This window comes from Streptomyces sp. CB01580 (assembly GCF_001905795.1).
In the GTDB taxonomy this organism is placed as follows: Bacteria; Actinomycetota; Actinomycetes; order Streptomycetales; family Streptomycetaceae; genus Streptomyces.
The window spans coordinates 54,293-76,307 of record NZ_LIXJ01000011.1; the positions used below are offsets into that span (position 1 = coordinate 54,293).

A 22,015-nucleotide genomic window follows, 5' to 3' on the forward strand; every position below is an offset into this window, starting at 1 on the left:
TGATCCGCCGCAGCGCCACTGCGTCGGATCATCGGAATGCGGGACACGCCGGAACGTGTCTTCACCTGCCGCCTTCGTTCCTTTCATCTCGCTGGTCGCGCGAGTCAGCCACGCTGGAGCCCTCTGTAATGAAGCCCTGCTCGGGAAAGACAGTCCGCCCCCTCATCGCACAGTCGGCGCGCCGACTCACCGCGCCTTCGCCGGCTGCTCACAGCACGGACCTCACCAAGGTCTACGGCACGGGAGAGACTGAGGTGGTCGCCCTGGACGGCGTCAGCGTCGAGTTCCGGCACGCCGAGTTCACCGCGATCATGGGGCCGTCCGGCTCCGGCAAGTCGACCCTGATGCACTGCATGGCAGGCCTGGACTCCGTCACCTCCGGCTCGGCCCGGATCGGCGACGTCGAGCTGACCGGGCTCAGGGACAAGCAACTCACCCAACTGCGCCGCGACAAGATCGGTTTCATCTTCCAGGCGTTCAACCTGCTGCCCACGCTCAACGCGCTGGAGAACATCACCCTGCCCATGGACATCGCCGGCCGCAGAGCCGACAAAGAATGGTTGCACACGGTCGTCGAGACCGTCGGCCTCTCCGAGCGCCTCACCCACCGCCCGCACCAGCTCTCCGGGGGCCAGCAGCAGCGCGTCGCCGTCGCCCGAGCCCTCGCCTCCAAGCCGGAGATCGTCTTCGCGGACGAGCCCACCGGAAACCTCGACTCCCGCTCCGGCGCCGAAGTCCTGGGCTTCCTACGCGACTCCGTGCGCCTGCTGGGCCGGACCGTGGTGATGGTGACCCACGACCCGGTGGCGGCCTCGTACGCGGGCCGGGTGGTCTTCCTTGCCGATGGCTGCATTGTCGACGACATGGCCGACCCGACGGCCGACAGGGTGCTCGAGCGCATGAAGGGCTTCGACGCCAGGCGCCGTACGACCTGATCAGCAGCCGACAGCCACCTGCCCCCGGCCCACTCCCAGAGGAACGACCTGACCATGTTCCGTACCGCCTTGCGCAATGTGCTCGTGCACAAGGCCCGGCTGCTGATGACCGTGCTCGCCGTCGTACTCGGCGTGGCCTTCGTCTCCGGCACCCTGGTCTACACCTCGACCGTCTCCGACGCCTACGCGAGAAGCTTCCACAAGAGCTTCGTCGACGTCGACGTCGCCATCCAGCCCGGCCCGGACGCCCGGCCAGATGCCGAGCCCAAGCTCACCTCCGCACTGCTGAACGAAGTGGCGAAGCTGCCCGGCGTGCAGTCGGTGACGGGCGCGGTACACGGCTTCACAGCCGTCGCCGACAAGAACGGAGCACTACTGGGCCACGGCTGGTCCACCCAGGGTGCCAACTACTGCCCGGGCACCAGTGGCGAAGACGCCCGGTACCCGATGGACGACGGCCGCGCGCCCACGGGCCCCGACGAGATCGCGCTCGACACCGCGACCGCCGAGCGTGCGGGCTACAAGGTCGGCGACACCGTCCGGATCTCCGTCGACGGCCCGGTGCGCGAGGAGAAGCTCGTCGGCGTCTTCACCACCGACGACGGCGAGGTCGCCGCAGGCGGTTCGCTCACCCTCTTCGACACCCGGACCGCACAGCAATTGTTCAGCAGTCCAGGAACATTCAGCCAGATCGACGTCAAGGCCGCCCCCGCCACCTCGCCGGACGACCTGCAGTCCGCAGTCGACAAGGTGCTGCCCCAGGAAGTCCTGTCCGTCACCGGCCAGACCCTCGCGCAGGACCAGGCTCTCAGGGTCGAGTCCCGCGTGAGCAGCCTGCGCTCCACCCTGCTCGTCTTCGCCGGCATCGCCCTGTTCGTCGGCACCTTTCTCATCGCCAACACGTTCACCATGCTGGTCGCCCAGCGCACCAAGGAACTCGCGCTGCTGCGCGCGGTGGGCGCCACGCGCCGCCAAGTGACCCGTTCCGTCCTCATCGAGGCGTTCCTCGTCGGGCTGGTTGCGTCAGTGGCGGGGCTGACCGGAGGGATCGGCGTCGCAGTCGCGCTGCGTCCGCTGACCACCGCACTCGGAGGTGGCGGGCAGGCCCTCCCCGACGGCCCCCTGGCCATCACCCCAGCCGCTGTCATCACCTCGTTCGCCACCGGCATCTGCGTCACGATGCTGGCAGCATGGCTGCCCGCCCGGCGCGCGGCCAAGATCCCGCCCGTGGCCGCGATGAGCAGCGTGCACGCGGTCGCCACTCCCCGTTCCCTGGTCGTACGCAACACCATCGGTGCCCTCGTGGCCGTGGCAGGCATCGCTACCGTGCTGGCCGCCGCCACTGGTATGGACCGAGAGGACGGACAGAACACCGTGGCCCTGGGCGGCATGATCCTGCTGACCGGAACACTCGTGCTGACCCCTCTGCTGTCCCGCCCGTTTCTTGCCGCCGCAGCACCTGTGCTGCGAGTCTGCGGTACCTCCGGCACGCTCGCCCGCAAGAACGCCCTGCGCAACCCGCGTCGCACCGCGGCCACTGCCTCGGCCCTCACCGTCGGCCTCACCCTGATCTCCGGCCTGACGGTGATTGCCGTCAGCACCCAGCAGGGCATCGACAAGATGGCCACCGCCACGCTCAAGGCCGACTACGTCGTTCAGATGGGCAATTACAACCCGCTCTCGCCGGAGGTGGAAAAGCAACTCAAGAAGGTCGAGGACGTCAGCGCCGTCAGCCCCCTGCGCGAAACGCCGGCCCTCGTCGACGGTATCGACACCTACGTCACCGGCGTCGACGCCACCACCATCGGAGACTTGGTCCGGCCCGACTTCACCGACGGCTCCTTCACCGGATTCGGCGGTCACAACGTCGTCATCGCCGCCGACACCGCGACAACGTACGGCTGGCACAAAGGCACCACGCTTCCGGTGACCTACCAGGACGGCAAACACGCCGCGTGGACCGTCTCCGGGATCTACCAGGGCACGGACCTCCTGCGGGGCATCATCACCGACACCCACACCCTCGACCCCCACCTGGACACCCTCAACTCCCGTCAGATCCTGGTGAAGACCACAGGCGGTCCCGGCCACACCGGCAAGCAGTCGATCAACAAGGCCCTGGGCGACAGCCCGGCGATCCTCGTCCAGAGCAAGCAGGACGTCTCCGCCACCATCGCCGGAAATATGACCGCGTTGCTCAATATCCTCTACGGACTGCTGGCCATGACCGTCCTCATCTCCGTCCTGGGCATCGTCAACACCCTGGCCATGTCGGTCTTCGAACGCGCCTCGGAGATCGGCATGCTGCGCGCCATCGGACTGGACCAGCACGGCACCAAACGCATGGTGCGCCTGGAATCGCTGGCCATCTCCCTCTTCGGCGGTGTCCTTGGCATCGGCCTGGGGATCTTCCTCGGCTGGGCCGGAGGCCATGTACTCGCCACCGACATGCACACCTACGAACTGGTCCTGCCCTGGGGCCACATCACCCTCGCACTCGTCCTCGCCGCAACCATCGGCGTCCTCGCCGCACTCTGGCCCGCCCACCGTGCCGCGGAACTGAACCCACTCACCGCCATCAGAACCGAATAGCCACGTCGGCCGGCCCGGGGCCCGGCCGGTGACGACCACGCCGTTGCCCGCGCTGCCCTCATGACGGACCAAACTGCTCTGGGACCAAGTCGCGGCTCTGTTGCCCGAGCGAACAAACGTGAGGGTCCGCCAGCAAGCCGGCGGACCCTCGGCCGAGCGCAGGCCGGGGGCCCGCCCGGTGAACGGGGATTTGGGAGTCGTTGGGGATTCGGCGGCGGGTGGTGGGGAGCCGTCCGCCGAAGGCGTTGAGGGCGGCCTTCTACCCCTGTGAAGTGCCCGCAGGCGCGGGCGGGCTGGTGGATGCGTGTGTTCACCGGCTCGATGGGCGTCGGTTGTGCGGATGAGGCCGTCGCGGACGACCATACAGACGTCTTCGTGCCCCTGCTCTTGATCTCGGTGAGGACCTGGAGCCAGTACTCGACGCCTTCACCGCCGTCGCCGGCTTACGGGCCGAGGATCACCAACAGCTCGCGCCGTGGAGGCCGTGACCCATCCCACGGCCCTCGGTCGGCAACGGGCCTGCCCACCGCCGGTCCGGCTGCCCGATGGCAGGGCGACCGTGGATGATTCCCGCCTTCGCCATGTGATCGGTCCGTCGGTTGGTCGGGGAGGCGGTTGCGGGCCGGGCTCCCAGGCCCGACCCCGGTCCCGGATCAGCCCGCGGCGGAGTCCAGCAGGTGCCCCATCCACTCCTCGATGCCGTCGGCCGTGCGCGGCAGGGCGCCCGACATCAGGCGGGCGCCGTCCGCCGTGACGACCAGGTCGTCCTCGATGCGCACGCCGATCCCGCGCAGCTCGGCCGGGAGGGTCTCGTCGTCCGGCTGGAGGTAGAGGCCGGGCTCCACCGTGAGGACCTGGCCCTCCTCCAGGACGCCGTCCAGGTAGGTCTCCGACCGGGCCTTCGCGCAGTCGTGGACGTCCAGGCCGAGCATGTGACCGCTGCCGCACAGCGTGTACCGCCGATACAGCTCGCCCTCCGCGTTCTTGAGGACACCCCACTCCGTGAGGCCCTCCGCGATCACCCGCATGCCGGCCCGGTGGAAGTCGCGGAAGCTCGCCCCGGGGCGCAGGGCGGCCATCCCCGCGTCCTGGGCGGCGAGGACCAGTTCGTAGACCTGCCGCTGTACCGGGGAGAAGCGGCCCGACAACGGCAGGGTGCGCGTGATGTCGGCCGTGTACAGGGTGTCGGTCTCCACGCCCGCGTCCAGGAGAAGCAGGTCCTCCCCGTTCAGGCGGCCGTCGTTGCGGATCCAGTGCAGGACGCACGCGTGCGCGCCGGAGGCGGCGATGGTGTCGTAGCCGGTGCCGTTGCCCTCGGCCCGGGCACGCAGGCCGAAGACCCCCTCGATCCACCGCTCCCCGCGCGGGTGTCCCAGGGCGCGCGGCAGCGCCCGTACGACGTCCTCGAAACCGGCGGTCGTGTGGTCGACGGCCAGCTGCAGCTGGCCGACCTCCCACGCGTCCTTGACCAGGCGCAACTCGGACAGGGCGGCGGCCAGTTCGACGTCGGTGGCGGCGTCGCGGCCCACCGGTGAGCCGAGTGCGTCCAGGTGGGCGCAGCGGATGCCGGTGAGGCGCTCGGCCTCCGCCAGGTCGGGGCGGCGGCCCACCCAGAACTCCCCGTAGCGGCGGTCCCGGTAGAACTCCTTGTTCCCGTCCGCCCGCGGGGAGCGCGGCCGCAGGTAGAGGACCGCCTCGTGTCCGTGCGGCCCCGACGGCTCCATGACCAGGACGTGGCCCACCTGGTCCTCGCCGGTCAGTCCGGTCAGCCACGCGTACGCGCTGTGCGGGCGGAAGCGGTGGTCGCAGTCATTGGAACGGACCTTCAGCTCACCGGCCGGAACGATCAGCCGCTCGCCCGGGAAGCGGGCCGAGAGACGGGCCCGGCGGGCCGGGGTGAGGTCGTGGCCGGGGACCCGCGCCGCGTCCGGCAGCGGGGACGGGGTCCAGTTCCCCGCCATGAATCGGGACAACTCCGGTGACACCGGCAGGTCGTGGCTGCCGGTGTGGAGACGGGAGGAGGTGTCGGTCACGGAGGCTCCCTCGAGAAGACGTGCACTGGTGGGCGCACAGGTATTGTTAGTGCAATTTCACATTACTATGTTACAGCTCACATCGCGGCGCATTAATCCCCGTCAAACGCCGCGTGACGCAGGGCGGTTACCGCACCACCCCCCACCTCACCCTCTCCAACCAGGAGTTCTCGGTGTTCAAGCACAGAGCCGTGCGCTCGTCTCTCCTCGCCTCCGCCGTCGCCGTGACCCTCCTCGTCACCGCCGGGCAGGCCACCACGCGGGCCGCGGAATCGGGGACCGCCGCCGGCCCGGTCGCCGCCACGGCGACTGCCACCTTCTCCTCCGGGGCCCCGGCCGCGAATCCCTTCGACGAGGTCGAGCGCCTCGCCACCGCGCAGGAGCACACCCCCGCGCCCGCCCCCGCCCCCGGCGGGACCGCCCTGACCGGGCAGGTCCCGGGCGCGGCGACGCCCGCCACCGCGCCCGCCGCGCGCACCGCACGCAGCCTCGCCGGCGCCGTTCCCTGCACCCTCGACGGGATCACCGGTCTGGCTCCGGAGCAGTTCGCCGACTTCCTCGCCGACCAGGCGGTCCTCGCCGACGGCTGTCTGCGGAACCTCATCTGGAGCTGGGACGCCCGCCTCGCCCCCGTCATGTCCGACGCGCACGTCCAGGCCGTCTCCCGCCGCATATCCGGCCTGGCCGCCGCCCACGACGGCCGCAACTCCTCCCACCTGGAGGAGATGTTCACCTACCTGCACGCGGTCGCCTACCACGACTTCTCACGCGACGAGATCGACGTCACCGACGCCCCGACCACCGCCGCGATCCGCAAGGCCATCGACGACTTCGGCAACGCCGCACGCACCTTCGACATCACCCCCTCCAACGCCCGCACCCTGCGCGAGGCCCTCTACGCCGCGGGCCCCGGCCTGCGTCAGCACCAGCTCGGCCTCATCAAGAAGGTCCTGGCCACGATGGACCCGGCCCACCCCGCCACGAACCTCGACCCCGCCTGGGCCGGCGCCGTCCTCGCCGCGCTCTCCACCAACTATCTCGGCGTCCACCCGGGCAACCAGGACACCGCCTTCCATGCGGCCGTCTCCGCCGACCCCGCCTACCGGGCCGCCTTCAAGGCATTCGCCGGCTACACGCACCTCAAGGGCACCGACAACGCCTGGGTGGCCCGCGACGCGCTGGGCGAGTACGGCCGCTTCGGTCAGATCCAGGGCCTGCGGGGCCGGATCACCGCAGACCTCGGCGACCTCCTGGAGCCGGTCAGGGCGGGCTTCGGCAACGGCAGCGAGCAGTGGGCCAAGCTCGTCTCCTGGCTGAACTTCTACGAGGCGTGCAAGCCGTACGGCGTGTGCAAGGAGGACATCGAGAAGCAGCTCTTCCCCTACACCTACTCCTACGACAACGGCGGCATCAAGGTGCGCACCGCACTCGACCGGGCCACCGTCGACCAGCTGTACTACGCGAGCAAGCAGGTCAAGTCGCAGTACCACCGGGTGCTCGGCACCGACCAGCCGCTCGCCGACGACCCCAACAGCACGCTCGACATCGTGCTGTACGCCTCCCGTGCCGACTACGAGAACTACCACCCCATCCTGACCGGCTACGACACCAACAACGGCGGCATCTACATCGAGAACGGCGCCACCTTCTACACCTATCAGCGCCGCGTCCCCCAGGACTCCTCCCTCACCCTGGAAGAGCTCTTCCGTCACGAGTACACGCACTACCTCAACGGCCGCTACGCCGTCCCCGGCTCCTTCGGCGAGGGCCCCTGGTACGAGAGCGACCGTACGACCGCCATGGACGAGGGCACCGCCGAGTTCTTCGACGGCGCCACCCGCGACAACGGCATCGCGGTGCGCAAGTCCTTGGTCAAGAGCATCATCGGCGACACCGCCGGCGGCGGCCCGCGCATGACCGTCGAGCAGCTCCTGAACGCCACCTACGACGGCGACGGCTTCCGCTTCTACAGCTACGCCGGCACGTTCTTCGAGTTCCTGTGGACCGAGAAGCCGGCCCTGCTGCGCGAGATGTACACGCACCTGCGCAACAACGACGTGGCGGCGTACGACTCCTGGCGCCACCGGATGGGCGCGGACACCCACCTCCAGCGCGACTATGACCGCTTCCTGACCATGCAGATCGCCAAGGTCGATCAGCTGTACGTGCCCAACACCTCCTTCACCCCCAACGAGCAACTGCGCGACGCCGCCCTCGCCCCGGTGAAGTCGGCCTTCGCCGCGGCCACGTACAACACCCCGGACTGCGTGGAGAACGGGGACCCCGGCAAGCGCCGCTTCACCTGCACCGGGCGGATCACCGCGAACCTGAAGAACTGGCGCGACGACCAGAACTTCAAGGACATGTCCGAGACGGTCGACTACTTCATCCTCGACCGGGCGGGCGCGGCCTCCAACAACCTGGCCGACATGAACTGTTCCTTCGGTCCCGTGGACATCTGGACCAACAAGGTCGCCGGGACGTCGAGTTACAGCTGCGAGGGCCCGCTCCGCAGCTGATCCGCACCGGATTCCGGCCCTGACGGACCCGCCCCGGAACGGGGGCGGGTTCGCCCTGGGCAAGCTCTAAAGAATGTGACATATTACTGCCGTGCTCACCAAACACTCCGTGGACACCGTGATCATTGGCGCCGGCGTCGTCGGAGCGGCCTGCGCCTACTACGCCGCCCGCGCCGGACTCACCGTGGCGGTGGTCGACCGCGGCCCGGTCGTCGGCGGCACCACCGGCGCCGGCGAGGGCAACCTGCTCGTCTCCGACAAGGAGCCCGGCCCGGAGCTCGACCTCGCCCTGCACTCGGTCGGGCTGTGGCGCGAACTCGCCGCCCTCCTCCCGCAGGAGATCGAGTACGAGGCCAAGGGCGGCCTCGTCGTCGCGCCCGACACGGCTTCGCTCGACGCCCTGCGCCACTTCGCCGAAGGCCAGGGCAAGGCCGGCGTCGAAGCAGCCGAGGTGGGGCCGGCCGACCTGCCAGGGCTGGAACCGCACCTGGCACCCGGCCTGGCGGGCGCCTTCCACTACCCGCAGGACGCCCAGGTCCAGCCCGCGCAGGCGGCGGCCCGGCTGCTGGCCGCGTCGGGCGCCACCGTGTACCCGGGGGAGGAGGTGACCGGATTCGTGCGCTCCGGCGAGGCGGTGTGTGGGGTCCGCACCCCGCGCCGCCGTCTGCTCGCCCCCGCCGTGGTCAACGCCGCCGGCACCTGGGCGGGCGCTGTCGCCGAACTCGCCGGGACGAGCCTGCCCGTGCTGCCGCGGCGCGGCTTCGTCCTGGTGACCGAGCCGTTGCCCCGGGTGGTACGGCACAAGGTCTACGCCGCCGACTACATCGCGGACGTGGCCAGCGGCTCCGCCGCCCTCCAGTCCTCGGCGGTCGTCGAGGGCACCCCCTCCGGCCCGGTCCTGATCGGCGCCAGCCGCGAGCGCGTCGGATTCGACCGCTCCCTGTCCACCGAGGTGCTGCGCCGACTGGCCGCCCAGGCCGCAGCCCTCTTCCCGGTGCTCGCCGACGTCCGCGTGATGCGGACCTACCACGGCTTCCGCCCCTACCTCCCCGACCACCTCCCGGCCATCGGCCCCGACCCGCGCCGCCCCGGCCTGCTGCACGCCTGCGGGCACGAGGGCGCCGGCATCGGCCTGGCCCCCGCCACCGGGGTCCTGATCGCCGCCGCCCTGACCGGAGCCGAACCCCCACTCCCGCCCGGCCCGTTCCGGCCGGACCGCTTCCCCGCCGAGACCCTGGAGGAGAACGGCCGATGACCCCGACACCCCGCTCCCTGGTCGGCGGCGCCCCGCGCGCGGTCCACCGGATCTCCTTCGACGGCCGCGAACTGCCCGCGCAGGAGGGGCAGAGCATCGCAGCCGTGCTGTGGGCCGCCGGGATCCTCGCCTGGCGCACCACTCGCGAGGGCGGCGCCCCGCGCGGCGCGTTCTGCGGCATCGGCAGCTGCTACGACTGCCTCGTCACCGTCAACGGGCGCCCCAACCAGCGGGCCTGCCTGGTCCCCGCCCGTCCGGGCGACGCCGTCACCACCCAGGAAGGAACGGGCCATGACGACCTTGCCGTCTGAAGCGGAGCCGCCCGCCGACCTCGCCGTCGTCGGGGCCGGGCCCGCCGGGCTCGCCGCCGCCGTCACCGCCGCCGGGCACGGGCTGCGCGTCACCCTCCTCGACGCCGGGGAGCAGCCCGGCGGACAGTACTACCGGCGGCCCGCGCCGGGCCTGGGCGCAGCCCGGCCCGAGGCGCTGCACCACGGCTGGGCCGCCTTCGCCGCCCGCGAAGCCGCCCTGCGCGCCCACGTGTCGGCCGGCCGGATCACGTACCTCCCGGGCCACCACGTCTGGACCGTGGTCCCGGGTGGCGCCGGCCACGGCCGCTGGCTGCTGCACACCGTCGCCGGGCAGGGCCCCGGGGAGGCCGCCGCGACCGTCACCGCCCGCGCCGTCCTGATCGCCACCGGCGCCCACGAACGCCAACTCCCCTTTCCCGGCTGGACCCTGCCGGGGGTGGTCGGCGCCGGCGGCGCCCAGGCCATGCTCAAGGGCGGCCTGGTGCTGCCGGGCCGCCGGGTCGTCGTCGCCGGGAGCGGCCCGCTGCTGCTCGCCGTGGCGGGCTCGCTCGCCGCCGCCGGGGCCACCGTCCCGGCCGTGGTCGAGGCGTCGGCCTACAGCAGCTACGCCGGCCGGGCGCCCGCCCTGCTGCGCAACCCCGGCAAGCTGGCCGAGGGAGCCCTGTTCGGCGGCGCCCTGCTGCGCCACGGCATCCGCCTCCTCACCCGACACGCCGTCACCGAGGCCCACGGCACCGACCGGGTGGAGGCCGTCACCGTGACCCGGCTCGACCGCGACTGGCGCCCGCTGCCCGGCACCTCCCGCCGGATCCCCTGCGACGCCCTCGCCGTGGGTCATGGCCTCGTGCCGCAGCTGGAACTCGCCACCGGCCTCGGCTGCGCCACCCGCCACGACCCCGACGGCACCGTCGCCCTGGAGCTGGACGCCGGGCAGCGCACGTCCGTCCCCGGCATCTGGGCCGCCGGGGAGACCGGCGGCATCGGTGGTGTCCAACTCGCCCTGACCGAGGGGGAGATCGCCGCGCACGCGGTTGCCGGCCGGCCGGTGCCCGCCGCGCTCGCCCGGCGCCGCTCGCGGCTGCGTGCCTTCGCCACCGCGATGTCGGCCGCCCACCGGCCCGGCCCCGCCTGGACCGGCTGGCTCCCGGACGACGCCGTCGTGTGCCGGTGCGAGGAGGTGGAGGCCGGACCGGTCCGCCGGGCGGCGGAAGAGCTCGGAGCGCGGGACGCCCGTACGGTCAAGCTCCTCACCCGGGCCGGCATGGGCTGGTGCCAGGGCCGGATGTGCGGCTCCGCCGTCGCCGCCCTCGCCGGAACCGGGCCCGCGCCCGACCGGCGGCCGCTGTCCTGCCCGGTCCCGCTGCGCCACCTGGCCGAACTTCCCCCGACCGACGGCTGATCGGGTCCGCCGGACCCGTGTGGCCGTGCCGCATCCACTAGTAAAATGTCACACCCTACTGTAGGAGTTCTCTCATGACCCACGGACAGACCCCCGCACCCACCGCCGACACCCGCACCCGCCCCTGGCGCGGAATCATGGTCGCCACCACGCTCCCGCTGCGTGAGGACCTGAGCGTCGACTACGACGCGTACGCCGAACACGTGGCCTGGCTGCTCGCCCACGGCTGCGACGGCGTGGTCCCCAACGGCTCCCTCGGCGAATACCAGACCCTCACCGACGAGGAGCGGGCACGCGTCGTCCGCACCGCTGTCGAGGCCGCCGGCGACGGAGCCCGCGTCATGCCCGGCGTCGCCGCCTACGGCAGCGCCGAGGCCCGCCGCTGGGCCGACCAGGCGGCCGAGGCCGGGGCCGGCTCCGTCCTCCTTCTGCCCCCCAACGCCTTCCGGGCCGACGAGGAAGCCGTTCGCGCCCACTACGCCGAGGTCGCCCGGGCCGGGCTGCCCGTCGTCGCGTACAACAACCCCATCGACACCAAGGTCGACCTCGTCCCGTCCGTGCTCGCCCGGCTCCACGCCGATGGCTCCATCGTCGCCGTAAAGGAGTTCAGCGGCGACGTGCGCCGCGCCTACGAGATCGCCGAACGCGCCCCCGGCCTGGACCTGCTCATCGGCGGCGACGACGTCCTGCTCGAATTCGCCCTCGCCGGCGCGGTCGGTTGGATCGCCGGCTACCCGAACGCCCTCCCCAGGTCCTGCGCCACCCTGTACCGGGCCGCCGTCACGGGAGACCTCGCCACCGCCCTGCCGCTCTACAAGTCCCTGCACTCCCTGCTCCGCTGGGACTCGAAGACCGAGTTCGTGCAGGCCATCAAGCTCTCCATGGACCTGGCCGGCCGGCCCGGCGGCCCCACCCGGCCGCCGCGCTTCCCGCTCACCGGGGAGACCGACGCCGCCGTCCGCGCCGCGACCGAGAAAGTCCTGGCCGAGGGCCTCAACTAGCCCCCGCGGGGGAACCCGAAGGGGAGGAAAGGGAACGCAATGCGCACCCGCCACATCTACCACGCGGTGGACTCGCACACCGAGGGCATGCCGACCCGGGTGATCACCGGGGGAGTCGGTGTGATTCCCGGCGCCACCATGGCCGACAAGAGGCTCCACTTCATGGAGCACATGGACCACATCCGCACGCTGCTCATGTACGAGCCGCGCGGCCACTCCGCGATGAGCGGCGCAGTCCTCCAGCCGCCCACCCGCCCCGACGCCGACTTCGGAGTCCTCTACATCGAGGTGTCCGGCCTGCTCCCCATGTGCGGGCACGGCACCATCGGGGTCGCCACGGTCCTGGTCGAGACCGGCATGGTGCCGGTCACCGAGCCCGTCACCACCGTCCGGCTCGACACCCCGGCCGGGCTCGTGACCGTCGACGTCCGCGTCGAGGACGGGGCGGCCACCGCCGTCACCCTGACCAACGTCTCCTCCTACTGCGCGGGGCTCGACCTCAAGGCAGAGGTCCCCGGCTTCGGCACGGTCACCTACGACCTCGCCTACGGCGGCAACTTCTACGCCTTCGTCGAACTCGACGCCCTCGGGCTGCCCTTCGACCGGGCCCGCAAGGACGACCTGCTGGCCGCCGGGCTCGCCGTCATGGATGCCGTCAACGCCTCCGCCGACCGGCCCGTCCACCCCGAGAACCCCTCCATCGCCGGGGTCAAGCACGTCTACCTCGCCGCACCCGGCTCCGACACCCGCCGCTCCCGGCACGCCATGGCCATCCACCCCGGATGGTTCGACCGCTCGCCCTGCGGGACCGGCACTAGCGCGCGCATGGCCCAATTGCACGCACGCGGCCTGTTGGACCTCGGCGCCGACTTCGTCAACGAGTCCTTCATCGGTACCGAATTCACCGGTCGCCTGATCGGGGAGACCACTGTCGGCGAGCACTCCGCGGTCGTCCCCACCGTCACCGGCCGGGCCTGGATCACCGGCACCGCCCAGTACTTCCTCGACCCCGCCGACCCCTTCCCGGGAGGGTTTCTCCTGTGACCACCACTGTCCGAACCGTGGACTACCACACCGCGGGCGAGCCCTTCAGGATCGTCGCCGGGGCACTCCCGCCCGTCCCCGGCGACACGGTCGCCGAGCGCTGCGCCACCGCCGTCGGATCCGGCGGATCCGCGGCCGCCCCGCGCCGCGGCACACTGGACGACGTACGACGGCTCCTGGTGCAGGAGCCGCGCGGACACGCCGGGATGTACGGCGGGTTCGTGGTCCCGCCCGACGACGACGGCGCCCACTTCGGGGTGCTGTTCTGGCACAAGGACGGCTACTCCACCGCCTGCGGACACGGCACCATGGCCCTCGGGGCCTGGGCGGTGGACAGCGGCCGGGTCGCCGCCCCGGACGACGGGGACGTCCAGGTCCGCATCGATGTCCCCTCCGGGCGGGTCACCGCCACCGTCCACCGCGACTCCGGCCGCACCACCGGGGTCACCTTCCGCAACGTCCCGGCCCGGGTGAGCGCCCGCAAGGTGCCCGTCGCCACCACGTTCGGCCTCGCCGAGGCGGACATCGCGCACGCCGGGGCCTGCTACGCCTCCGTCGCCGCCCGCGACCTCGGCCTGGACGTCTCCCGCGCCGCCCTGCCCGACCTCGTGCGGGCCGGACGGGAGATCAGGTCCGCGCTGGCCACCCACCCGGCCACCTGGCACCCGGACGGGCCGTTGCTCTCCGGCGTCTACGGGGTGATCCTCCACGAGGAACTTCCCGACACCCCCTCCGGGCCGCGTCAGCGCAACGTCACCGTCTTCGCCGACGGGCAGGTCGACCGCTCGCCCTGCGGCTCCGGCACCTCCGCGCGGCTCGCGCTGCTGGCCGAGGACGGGCGGCTCGGTCCCGGCGAGGACCTGCTGCACGAGTCGGTCGCCGACACCGTCTTCACCGGGCGGATCCTGCCCGGCGGGGTCACCGAGGTCACCGGCACCGCCTACCGCACCGGCGAGCATGTCTTCACCGTCGACCCGTACGACGCCCTCGGCGTCGGCTTCCTCCTGTGACCGGGATCCCGCAGTTCGGCCCGCAGGAGCTGGCCGGGCTGCTCACCCCGGCCGCCGCGGCCGATGCCCTGGCCGAGGCCCTGCGCGGCGGGCTCGACCCGGAGGCGTGCCCACAGCGCACCGCGTTTCCCGTCCCCGCCGGAGAACTGCTGCTGATGCCGGCCGCCTCCGGGGCGTACGCCGGGGTGAAGATCGCGGGGGTCGTGCCCGGCAACGCGGCCCGCGGTCTGCCCCGGATCACCGGGAACTACCTCCTGCTCGACGGCCCCACCCTGCGCCCGCTCGCCCTGCTCGACGGGGAGGTCCTCACCGCGCTGCGCACCCCCGCGGTCTCGGCGCTCGCGCTGCGCCACCTGGCGCCGACCGGGCGGCCGCTGCGGCTGGTGCTCTTCGGCTCCGGACCGCAGGCGTACGGACACCTCGAAGCCGTGCTCGCGGAGCGCGCGTTGGAGCAGGTGGTCGTCGTCGCCCGGGACCCGGGGCGGGCGGGGAGGCTCGCCGCGCACGCCGAGGGCCTGGGCGTGCGCGCCCGGACGGGTGGGGCGGGGGAGGTGGCCGACGCGGATCTGGTCGTCTGCTGCACCACCGCCCGGGAGCCGCTCTTCGACGGGCGGCTGGTGCGGCCGGGCGCGGTGGTCGTCGCCGTCGGCTCGCACGAACCGTCCGCCCGGGAGACGGACACCGCCCTCGTGCAACGAGCGGCGGTGTACGTGGAGTCGCGGGCGGCGGCACTGCGGGAGGCCGGGGACCTGCTGGTCCCGGAGGCGGAGGGTGCGATCGGGCCCGGCCACATCACGGGCACCCTCGCCGACCTCGTGCACGGGAGGATCCCGGCGGGCGGGGCGCGAGGTCGTCCACAGTTCTTCAAGAGCGTGGGCATGGCCTGGGAAGATCTCGCCGTGGCGGTCGCACTGTTCGGGGCCGCCGAGGCCAACAGCGAAACGTGACATTGTACGCTGGGCCCTGCACGTCGGCGGGTGGTGAGGGCTCTCGGAGGAAGTAATGGGCGACCTGAAGCAGCGCAGTCTCATCAAGGCCCGGGAACGACTCCGCGACCAGGTCGGCCACGCCCTCCGTGCGGCCCTGATAGCGGGCGAACTGCGCCCGGGCAGCGTCTACTCGGCGCCCGGTCTCGCCGCCGAACTGGGCGTCTCGGCCACTCCCGTGCGCGAGGCCATGCTCGACCTCGCCCGGGAGGGCCTGGTCGAGCCGGTCCGCAACAAGGGGTTCCGCATCACCGAGGTCAGCGAGCGCGACCTCGACCAGTACACCGAACTGCGCACGATGATCGAGGTCCCCACCATCGGCCGGATCACGAAGATCGCCACGGCGGATCAGCTGGAGGCCCTGCGCCCCATCGCCGAGGAGATCGTCACCAGCGCCCGCGAACACAACCTGATCGGCTACCTGGAGGCGGACCGGCGCTTCCACCTCACCCTGCTCGGCCTCGCGGGCAACGACCGCCTCGTCGAGACCGTCGGCGACCTGCGCAAGCGCTCCCGCCTCTACGGTCTGACCGGCCTGGACGAGGCCGGCAAGTTGGTCTCCTCGGCGGAGGAGCACGTCGAGCTGCTCGACGTCATGCTCACCGGTGATGCCGAGGCGGCCGAGGCGTGCATGCTGCGCCACCTCGGCCATGTCCGCTCGCTGTGGGCCCAGGGCCGCGACGAGCCGGTCGGCCGGCCGACCGGAGGCCTCGGCTCGAGGATGTGACGGATCAGCAGACTGCGTCGAAAGGGTGCGGACATCTCGGTGTCTGCGCCCTTTCGGCCACCTTCCGCTGATTCGGGAACAGAACCTTCGAAGCCCGATGCGCCGCGCTCGCGCCGTCACCGTGGCCGCCGGAGGCCTGCTGGCAGTCTCCGCGCCGACCCGGCCGCCGCCGCGGGTGTGTTCCTGATGGACCCGTCCACCAGGGCCGAGCTCTTCGTCAAGGAGGCGACACCGGGCGCCGGATACGGGCCCGGTGAGGACCGCCTGCCTCACGGTACCGGCGCTGACGCCCACCGTCCGGGACGGTGGGCGTCGTTCCGCCGTCCGGGCCCACCCGACCACCCCTGAACCGAGCCGATTTGGACACGGCTGGATAACGGCGGTGCGAACCTCTTGTGCAGTGCAATTTCACATTACTATGTTACCGGTCACATCCTAGAGTGCGGCCCTTCACTGGAGTGACCCATGACCAAGCGCACCCAACTCGCCCTCGCCACCGCCCTGGTGGCGACACTCGCACTCGGCGCCTCGGGCTGCTCCGATCCCAAGAAGGGTTCTGCGGGCAACGGCGCAGGCGCCAACCCCGCCGCCGTCAACGACGGCAAGATCCTTGGCGGGACCCCGGTGAAGGGAGGGACCCTCACCGTCCTGTCCAACCAGGACTTCTCCCACCTCGACCCCGCACGCAACTGGGTCATGCCGACCATGGACTTCGGCACCCGCCTCCTCTACCGCACGCTCGTCACCTTCAAGGCCGAGCCCGGCAAGGGCGGCAGCGAACTCGTCCCCGACCTCGCCACCGACCTCGGCACCCCCTCCGACGGGGGCCGGACCTGGACCTTCACCCTCAAGGAAGGCGTGAAGTACGAGGACGGCTCACCGATCAAGGCCCAGGACATCAAGTACAACGTCGAGCGTTCCTTCGCCCCCGACCTCACCGGCGGCCCCGACTACGCCGCCCAGTACCTGGCCGGCGCCGAAGGCTACAAGGGCCCCCTCCAGGGGCAGCACCTCGACTCGGTCAAGACCCCCGACGACCGCACGATCGTCTTCGAACTCAAGCGGCCCGTCGCCGAGTTCTCCGCCACCGCCACCCTGCCGACCTTCGCGCCCGTGCCCGCCTCCCAGGAGAAGGGCACCCAGTACGACGCCCGCCCCTTCTCCTCCGGCCCGTACAAGATCGAGAAGTACGACCGCGACAAGAAGCTCGTGCTCGTCCGCAACGAGCACTGGGACCCGAAGACCGATACCGTCCGCAAGGCCTACCCCGACAAGTTCGTCGTCGTCATGGGCCTCAAGGGCGGCCAGATCGACGACCGCATCATCGCCAGCGAGGGCGCCGACGCCTCCGCCGTCCAGTACTCCGACATGCGGCCCGAGAGCACCCCCAAGGTGCTGCCCAAGCCCGACGTCAAGGCACGCATGCTCGCCGAGTCCCAGGGCTGCACCGAGATGCTCCACCTCAACAACTCCCGCGCACCCTTCGACGACCCCAAGGTCCGCGAGGCCATGCAGTACGCCGTCGACAAGGAGGCCGTGGTCACCGCGGGCGGCGGACCGGCCCTCAACGAGGTGGCCACCGCCTACCTGCCCCCGGCCCTCTCCGGCGGCGAGCAGGCCGACACCCTGAAGATCGCCCCCTCCGGCGACCCGGCCAAGGCCAAGGAACTGCTCAAGGCCGCCGGCAAGAAGACCCTCAAGGTCTCCCTCGCCGTCTCCACCGGCGACAAGGGCAAGGCCGAAGCCATCCAGCAGGGCCTGGCCCGCGCCGGCGTCGAGGTCGTCGTCGACACCATCGACCCGGGCGCCTACTACGACGTCATCGGTGACCTCTCCACGACCCCCGACATGACGCTCACCGGCTGGTGCCCCGACTACCCCTCCGGCTCCACCTGGATCCCCTTCGTCTTCGACGGACGCACCATCAAGGAGAAGGGCAACCAGGGCAACAACGCCCAGTTCCGCGACGAGGCGACCATGAAGCGGATCGACGAGATCAACGCCATGGCCGACGCCCGGCAGGCCAACCAGGCATGGATCGACCTCGACGCCGAGATCATGAAGAAGTCCCCGTCCATCCCGGTCCTGCTGAAGCGCAAGCCGCTGCTCGTCGGCGCCAACATCGCGGGCGCCTACGGACACCCCGTCTGGACCGGCACGATCGACTACGCCACGGTCGGCCTCAAGGACCCGTCCAAGAGCAAGGGCTGACGGGCCCGCCATGACCGCCACCGCATCCACCCCCGCAGCCCGCGAGGTGAAGGAGGCCCTGCCGGGCAGCAGCCCCTGGCAGCTCGCCCGGCGGGAGCTCCGCCGCCGCCCCGCCGTCCGCGTCAGCCTCTGCGTCGTCCTCCTCTTCGTCCTGATGGCCGCCACCGCCCCCTGGCTGGGCTCGCTCGGCGGCTGGTCCCCCGAGGAGTTCGACAAGTCCGCCGTCGACCCCTACCTCGGCGGCCAGCCCCTCGGTTCCTTCGGCGGGATCAGCCCCGAGCACTGGCTCGGCGTCGAACCCGTCACCGGCCGCGACCTGTTCGCCCGCGTGGTCCACGGCGCCCAGATCTCCCTCCTCATCGCCTTCGCCGCCACCGCCATCGTGGTCGTCGCCGGAACCGCCGCCGGGATCGCCGCCGGCTACTTCGGCGGCCGTACCGACGCCGTCCTGTCCCGGCTGATGGACCTGACCATGTCCTTCCCGTCCCTCATCTTCATGATCGCGATGCTGTCCGTCGCCAAGGACGTCAACCGCATCCTCCTCATGACCGTCGTGATCGGCGTCTTCGGCTGGCCCGGCGTCGCCCGCGTCGTCCGTGGCCAGACCCTCTCCCTCAGACACCGCGAGTACGTGGACGCCGCCCGCGTCGGCGGCGCCGGCTCCTGGCGGATCCTGACCCGCGACATCCTCCCCGGCGTCTCGGGCCCCGTCATCGCCTACACCACCCTGCTCATCCCCGGGATGATCAGCACCGAGGCCGCCCTCAGCTACCTCGGCGTGGGCGTGCGCCCGCCCACCCCCTCCTGGGGCCAGATGATCGCCGAGTCCGTCGCCTTCTACGAGACCGACCCCATGTACTTCGTCATCCCGAGCGTCTTCCTCTTCCTCGCCGTGCTCGCCTTCACCCTGCTCGGCGACGCCCTGCGCGACATCCTCGACCCGAGGGGCGGCCGCACGTGATCCTCTACCTCGCCCGCCGCCTGCTCGCCCTCGTCGGCGTGCTCCTCGCCATCGCCGCCGTCACCTTCCTCATCTTCTACGTCCTGCCCGCCGACCCGGCCGCCGCCGCCTGCGGCAAGACCTGCAGTGCCGAGCGCCTCGCCGACGTACGCGCCTACCTGGGCCTCGACCAGCCCCTGTGGCGGCAGTTCGCCGACTTCCTCACCGGCATCTTCACCGGCCGCACCCTGGGCACCGGCCAGTACGCAGTCGCCTGCGATTTCCCCTGCCTGGGCTATTCGTACGAGAACTCCCTGCCCGTGTGGGACCTGCTCATGGACCGGCTCCCGGTCTCCGCCTCCCTCGCCCTCGGCGCCGCCGCCCTCTGGCTCCTCCTCGGCCTCGGCGCCGGCGTCACCGCCGCCCTGCGCAAGGACACCGTCACCGACAAGGCCCTGATGGTCGGCGCCGTCGCCGCCGCCTCCCTGCCCGTCTATTTCACCTCCGTTCTGCTCATCTACGGGGTCATCCGCGTTGCCGGACTCCTGCCCTACCCCACCTACCAGGCCTTCTCCGACGACCCGCTCGCCTGGGCGACCAACCTGCTGCTGCCCTGGACCGCCCTCGCCCTGCTCTACGCGGCCATGTACGCCCGCCAGAGCCGCGGCTCCATGATCGAGGCGATGGCCGAGCCGTACATCCGCACCGCCCGAGCCAAGGGCATGCCCGAGCGCACGGTCGTCGTCAAACACGGGCTGCGCTCCGGAATGACCCCGATCCTCACCATCTTCGGCATCGACCTCGGCGGGCTGCTGGCCGGAGCCGTCATCACCGAGTCCATCTTCGGGCTCCCCGGCATCGGCCGGCTCTTCTACGGGGCGCTGGTCAGCTCCGACCAGCCCGTCGTTCTCGGGGTCACCCTGCTCGCCGCCTTCTTCATCGTCGTCGCCAACCTCGTCGTCGACCTCCTGTACGCCGTCGTCGACCCGAGGGTGAGGTACTGATGGACGCTCCGCTCCTGGAGGTACGCGATCTGCGCGTCACCTTCACCACTCCGCGCGGCACCGTGCGGGCCGTCGACTCGCTCGGCTTCACCGTCGAGGCCGGCCGCACCCTCGGCATCGTCGGGGAGTCCGGCTCCGGCAAGTCGGTCACCTCCCTCGCCGTCATGGGCCTGCACCGGGCCGGGGCCGAAGTCGCAGGCTCCGTAAGGCTGTCCGGCCGGGAGCTGACGGGCCTGTCCGAGCGGGAGCTCTCCAAGGTCCGCGGCCGCAGCATGGCCATGATCTTCCAGGACCCGCTGTCCAGCCTGCACCCCTACTACACGGTCGGCGAGCAGATCGCCGAGCACTACCGGGTGCACTTCAAGGCCCGCCGGGCCGCCGCCCGCCAGCGGGCGGTCGACATGCTCGGCGAGGTCGGCATCCCCGAACCCGCCCGCCGGGCCGGGGAGTACCCGCACCAGTTCTCCGGTGGCATGCGACAGCGCGCGATGATCGCCATGGCCCTGGCCTGCGAACCCGAACTGCTCATCGCCGACGAGCCCACCACCGCCCTCGACGTCACCGTGCAGGCCCAGATCCTGGAACTGATCGCCCGCCTCCAGCAGGAGCGCGGTCTCGGCGTCGTCATGATCACCCACGACCTGGGCGTCGTCGCCCGCGTCGCCCACGAGGTGCTGGTCATGTACGGCGGCCGAGCCGCCGAACAGGCCCCGGCCGACGCCCTGTTCGCCGACCCCGCCCACCCCTACACCCGGGGGCTGCTCGACTCGCTGCCCCGCCTCGACACCGCCGACGACGTGCCGCTGCCCTCCATTCCCGGCTCCCCGCCCTCCTTGCTCATCCCGGCGCCCGGCTGCGCGTTCGCCCCCCGCTGCCCGCGCGCCGCCGGCCCCTGCGCCGACGTACGCCCCGAACTCCTGGCCCACGGGGACACGAACGGGCCGGCGCGGACGGTGGCCTGCCACCACGCCGGCTCCCAGGCCGCCGAGGAGGCTGCCCGATGACCACCACCGCCACCACCGCCGTCACCGGGACGGACACCTCGGCCGCCGGACCCCTGCTGTCCGTACGGGATCTCACCATGACCTTCCCGGGGAGACGGACCGCGACCGGGCGCCGGGGGGCGCCCGTGCGCGCCGTAGACGGGGTCTCCTTCGACCTGGCGGCCGGGCAGACCCTCGGCCTCGTCGGGGAGTCCGGCTGCGGGAAGTCCACCACCGGCCGCATGCTCGTACGGCTCCTGGAGCCCACCTCGGGCCGGATCGCCTTCGACGGCCGGGAGATCAGCCGGATCTCGCAGCGGGCCCTGCGGCCGCTGCGCCGCGACATCCAGATGGTCTTCCAGGACCCGCACTCCTCCCTCAACCCCCGCCAGACCGTGGCCCGGATCATTGCCGACCCTCTGCTGGTACAGGGCCGGAGCGCTGCCGACGCCCGTCGGCGCGCGGCCGAGCTGATGGAGCTGGTCGGCCTGATCCCCGAGCACATCGACCGCTACCCGCACGAGTTCTCCGGCGGCCAGGCCCAGCGCATCGGCATCGCCCGGTCGCTGGCCACCGGCCCCCGGCTGATCGTGGCCGACGAGCCGGTGTCCGCGCTCGACGTCTCCGTCCAGGCCCAGATCGTGAACCTGATGGAACGCCTCCGCGCGGAACTCGGCCTCGCCTACGTGTTCATCGCGCACGACCTCTCGGTGGTCAAGCGGGTCAGCGACCGCGTCGCCGTCATGTACCTCGGGCGGATCGTCGAGATCGGAGACAAGAAGTCCCTCTACGAGAGCCCCCAGCACCCCTACACACGAGCGCTGTTGTCCGCCGTACCCCTGCCCGACCCGGCGGCGGAACGACGCAGGGAGCGGATCGTGCTGCTCGGCGACCCGCCGAGCCCGGCCGCCCCGCCCCCGGGCTGCACCTTCCACCCGCGCTGCCCCAAGGCGCGGGAGATCTGCCGCACCGAGCGACCGTTGCTGCAGCTTGCCGCCTCGCGCGAGGTGGCGTGTCACTTCCCGGGTGACTGACGGGGATCACGGGAAGAAAGAGGCAGGGCCC

Annotated in this window: 17 protein-coding genes; 16 read left to right on the forward strand and 1 reads right to left on the reverse strand. The window is 71.8% G+C overall.

Features of this window, described 5'->3' with window-relative positions; all coding sequences use genetic code 11:
* Positions 1–128: 128 nt before the first annotated feature.
* Both AMK22_RS17645 and AMK22_RS17650 read left to right on the forward strand, forming a co-directional pair.
* The gene (locus AMK22_RS17645; RefSeq protein WP_073786108.1) at positions 129–935 is read left to right on the forward strand and encodes an ABC transporter ATP-binding protein; all 807 of its coding nucleotides are present in this window, start codon (positions 129–131) and stop codon (positions 933–935) included.
* A gap of 54 nt (positions 936–989) precedes the next feature.
* Positions 990–3,527 carry an ABC transporter permease gene (locus AMK22_RS17650; protein ID WP_073786110.1) on the forward strand — a complete coding sequence of 846 codons (2,538 nt, stop codon included), beginning with the start codon at positions 990–992 and terminating at the stop codon, positions 3,525–3,527.
* 653 nt (positions 3,528–4,180) lie between these two features.
* Here AMK22_RS17650 and AMK22_RS17655 read toward each other — a convergent pair.
* Positions 4,181–5,560: an aminopeptidase P family protein gene (locus tag AMK22_RS17655; protein ID WP_073786112.1), complete on the reverse strand. Its 1,380-nt coding sequence runs from the start codon at positions 5,558–5,560 to the stop codon at positions 4,181–4,183.
* 173 nt (positions 5,561–5,733) lie between these two features.
* Between AMK22_RS17655 and AMK22_RS17660 the strand changes: the two genes are divergently transcribed.
* From AMK22_RS17660 to AMK22_RS17725, 14 genes are all read left to right on the forward strand, one after another.
* The gene (locus AMK22_RS17660; RefSeq protein ID WP_073786406.1) at positions 5,734–8,079 is read left to right on the forward strand and encodes a collagenase; all 2,346 of its coding nucleotides are present in this window, start codon (positions 5,734–5,736) and stop codon (positions 8,077–8,079) included.
* Positions 8,080–8,170: 91 nt separating this feature from the next.
* Positions 8,171–9,334 (forward strand): NAD(P)/FAD-dependent oxidoreductase, encoded by a 1,164-nt coding sequence (locus AMK22_RS17665; protein ID WP_073786114.1) that lies wholly within the window; start codon positions 8,171–8,173, stop codon positions 9,332–9,334.
* The gene (locus AMK22_RS17670) at positions 9,331–9,645 is read left to right on the forward strand and encodes a (2Fe-2S)-binding protein (RefSeq protein ID WP_073786115.1); all 315 of its coding nucleotides are present in this window, start codon (positions 9,331–9,333) and stop codon (positions 9,643–9,645) included. The genes AMK22_RS17665 and AMK22_RS17670 overlap by 4 nt, the downstream gene beginning before the upstream one ends.
* On the forward strand, positions 9,635–11,044 hold the full coding sequence (locus tag AMK22_RS17675) for an FAD/NAD(P)-dependent oxidoreductase (RefSeq protein WP_073786408.1): 1,410 nt from the start codon (positions 9,635–9,637) through the stop codon (positions 11,042–11,044). Before AMK22_RS17670 ends, AMK22_RS17675 begins: the two co-directional genes overlap by 11 nt.
* 74 nt (positions 11,045–11,118) lie before the next feature.
* Positions 11,119–12,045: a dihydrodipicolinate synthase family protein gene (locus tag AMK22_RS17680; protein ID WP_073786117.1), complete on the forward strand. Its 927-nt coding sequence runs from the start codon at positions 11,119–11,121 to the stop codon at positions 12,043–12,045.
* 39 nt (positions 12,046–12,084) lie between these two features.
* Positions 12,085–13,089, forward strand: coding sequence for a proline racemase family protein (locus tag AMK22_RS17685; RefSeq protein WP_073786119.1), 1,005 nt, complete (start codon positions 12,085–12,087; stop codon positions 13,087–13,089).
* Positions 13,086–14,099 (forward strand): proline racemase family protein, encoded by a 1,014-nt coding sequence (locus AMK22_RS17690; RefSeq protein WP_073786121.1) that lies wholly within the window; start codon positions 13,086–13,088, stop codon positions 14,097–14,099. Before AMK22_RS17685 ends, AMK22_RS17690 begins: the two co-directional genes overlap by 4 nt.
* Positions 14,096–15,046 carry an ornithine cyclodeaminase family protein gene (locus AMK22_RS17695; RefSeq protein ID WP_073786123.1) on the forward strand — a complete coding sequence of 317 codons (951 nt, stop codon included), beginning with the start codon at positions 14,096–14,098 and terminating at the stop codon, positions 15,044–15,046. Before AMK22_RS17690 ends, AMK22_RS17695 begins: the two co-directional genes overlap by 4 nt.
* 55 nt (positions 15,047–15,101) lie before the next feature.
* The gene (locus AMK22_RS17700; protein WP_073786125.1) at positions 15,102–15,812 is read left to right on the forward strand and encodes a GntR family transcriptional regulator; all 711 of its coding nucleotides are present in this window, start codon (positions 15,102–15,104) and stop codon (positions 15,810–15,812) included.
* A gap of 465 nt (positions 15,813–16,277) precedes the next feature.
* Positions 16,278–18,023: an ABC transporter substrate-binding protein gene (locus AMK22_RS17705; RefSeq protein ID WP_073786127.1), complete on the forward strand. Its 1,746-nt coding sequence runs from the start codon at positions 16,278–16,280 to the stop codon at positions 18,021–18,023.
* Between the two features lie 10 nt (positions 18,024–18,033).
* On the forward strand, positions 18,034–18,984 hold the full coding sequence (locus tag AMK22_RS17710) for an ABC transporter permease (protein WP_073786128.1): 951 nt from the start codon (positions 18,034–18,036) through the stop codon (positions 18,982–18,984).
* Positions 18,981–19,967 carry an ABC transporter permease gene (locus tag AMK22_RS17715; protein ID WP_073786130.1) on the forward strand — a complete coding sequence of 329 codons (987 nt, stop codon included), beginning with the start codon at positions 18,981–18,983 and terminating at the stop codon, positions 19,965–19,967. The genes AMK22_RS17710 and AMK22_RS17715 overlap by 4 nt, the downstream gene beginning before the upstream one ends.
* A complete protein-coding gene (locus AMK22_RS17720) occupies positions 19,967–20,971 on the forward strand; it encodes an ABC transporter ATP-binding protein (protein WP_073786132.1) in 1,005 nt (334 codons plus the stop codon). The genes AMK22_RS17715 and AMK22_RS17720 overlap by 1 nt, the downstream gene beginning before the upstream one ends.
* Positions 20,968–21,984: an ABC transporter ATP-binding protein gene (locus AMK22_RS17725; RefSeq protein WP_073786134.1), complete on the forward strand. Its 1,017-nt coding sequence runs from the start codon at positions 20,968–20,970 to the stop codon at positions 21,982–21,984. The genes AMK22_RS17720 and AMK22_RS17725 overlap by 4 nt, the downstream gene beginning before the upstream one ends.
* Positions 21,985–22,015: the final 31 nt, after the last annotated feature.

Coding starts and splice junctions, on each gene's coding strand:
- AMK22_RS17645 (WP_073786108.1), top strand. CDS start 129: ATGAAGCCCTGCTCGGGAAAGACAGTCCGCCCCCTCATCGCACAGTCG.
- AMK22_RS17650 (WP_073786110.1), top strand. CDS start 990: ATGTTCCGTACCGCCTTGCGCAATGTGCTCGTGCACAAGGCCCGGCTG.
- AMK22_RS17670 (WP_073786115.1), top strand. CDS start 9,331: ATGACCCCGACACCCCGCTCCCTGGTCGGCGGCGCCCCGCGCGCGGTC.
- AMK22_RS17680 (WP_073786117.1), top strand. CDS start 11,119: ATGACCCACGGACAGACCCCCGCACCCACCGCCGACACCCGCACCCGC.
- AMK22_RS17685 (WP_073786119.1), top strand. CDS start 12,085: ATGCGCACCCGCCACATCTACCACGCGGTGGACTCGCACACCGAGGGC.
- AMK22_RS17700 (WP_073786125.1), top strand. CDS start 15,102: ATGGGCGACCTGAAGCAGCGCAGTCTCATCAAGGCCCGGGAACGACTC.
- AMK22_RS17705 (WP_073786127.1), top strand. CDS start 16,278: ATGACCAAGCGCACCCAACTCGCCCTCGCCACCGCCCTGGTGGCGACA.
- AMK22_RS17710 (WP_073786128.1), top strand. CDS start 18,034: ATGACCGCCACCGCATCCACCCCCGCAGCCCGCGAGGTGAAGGAGGCC.
- AMK22_RS17720 (WP_073786132.1), top strand. CDS start 19,967: ATGGACGCTCCGCTCCTGGAGGTACGCGATCTGCGCGTCACCTTCACC.
- AMK22_RS17725 (WP_073786134.1), top strand. CDS start 20,968: ATGACCACCACCGCCACCACCGCCGTCACCGGGACGGACACCTCGGCC.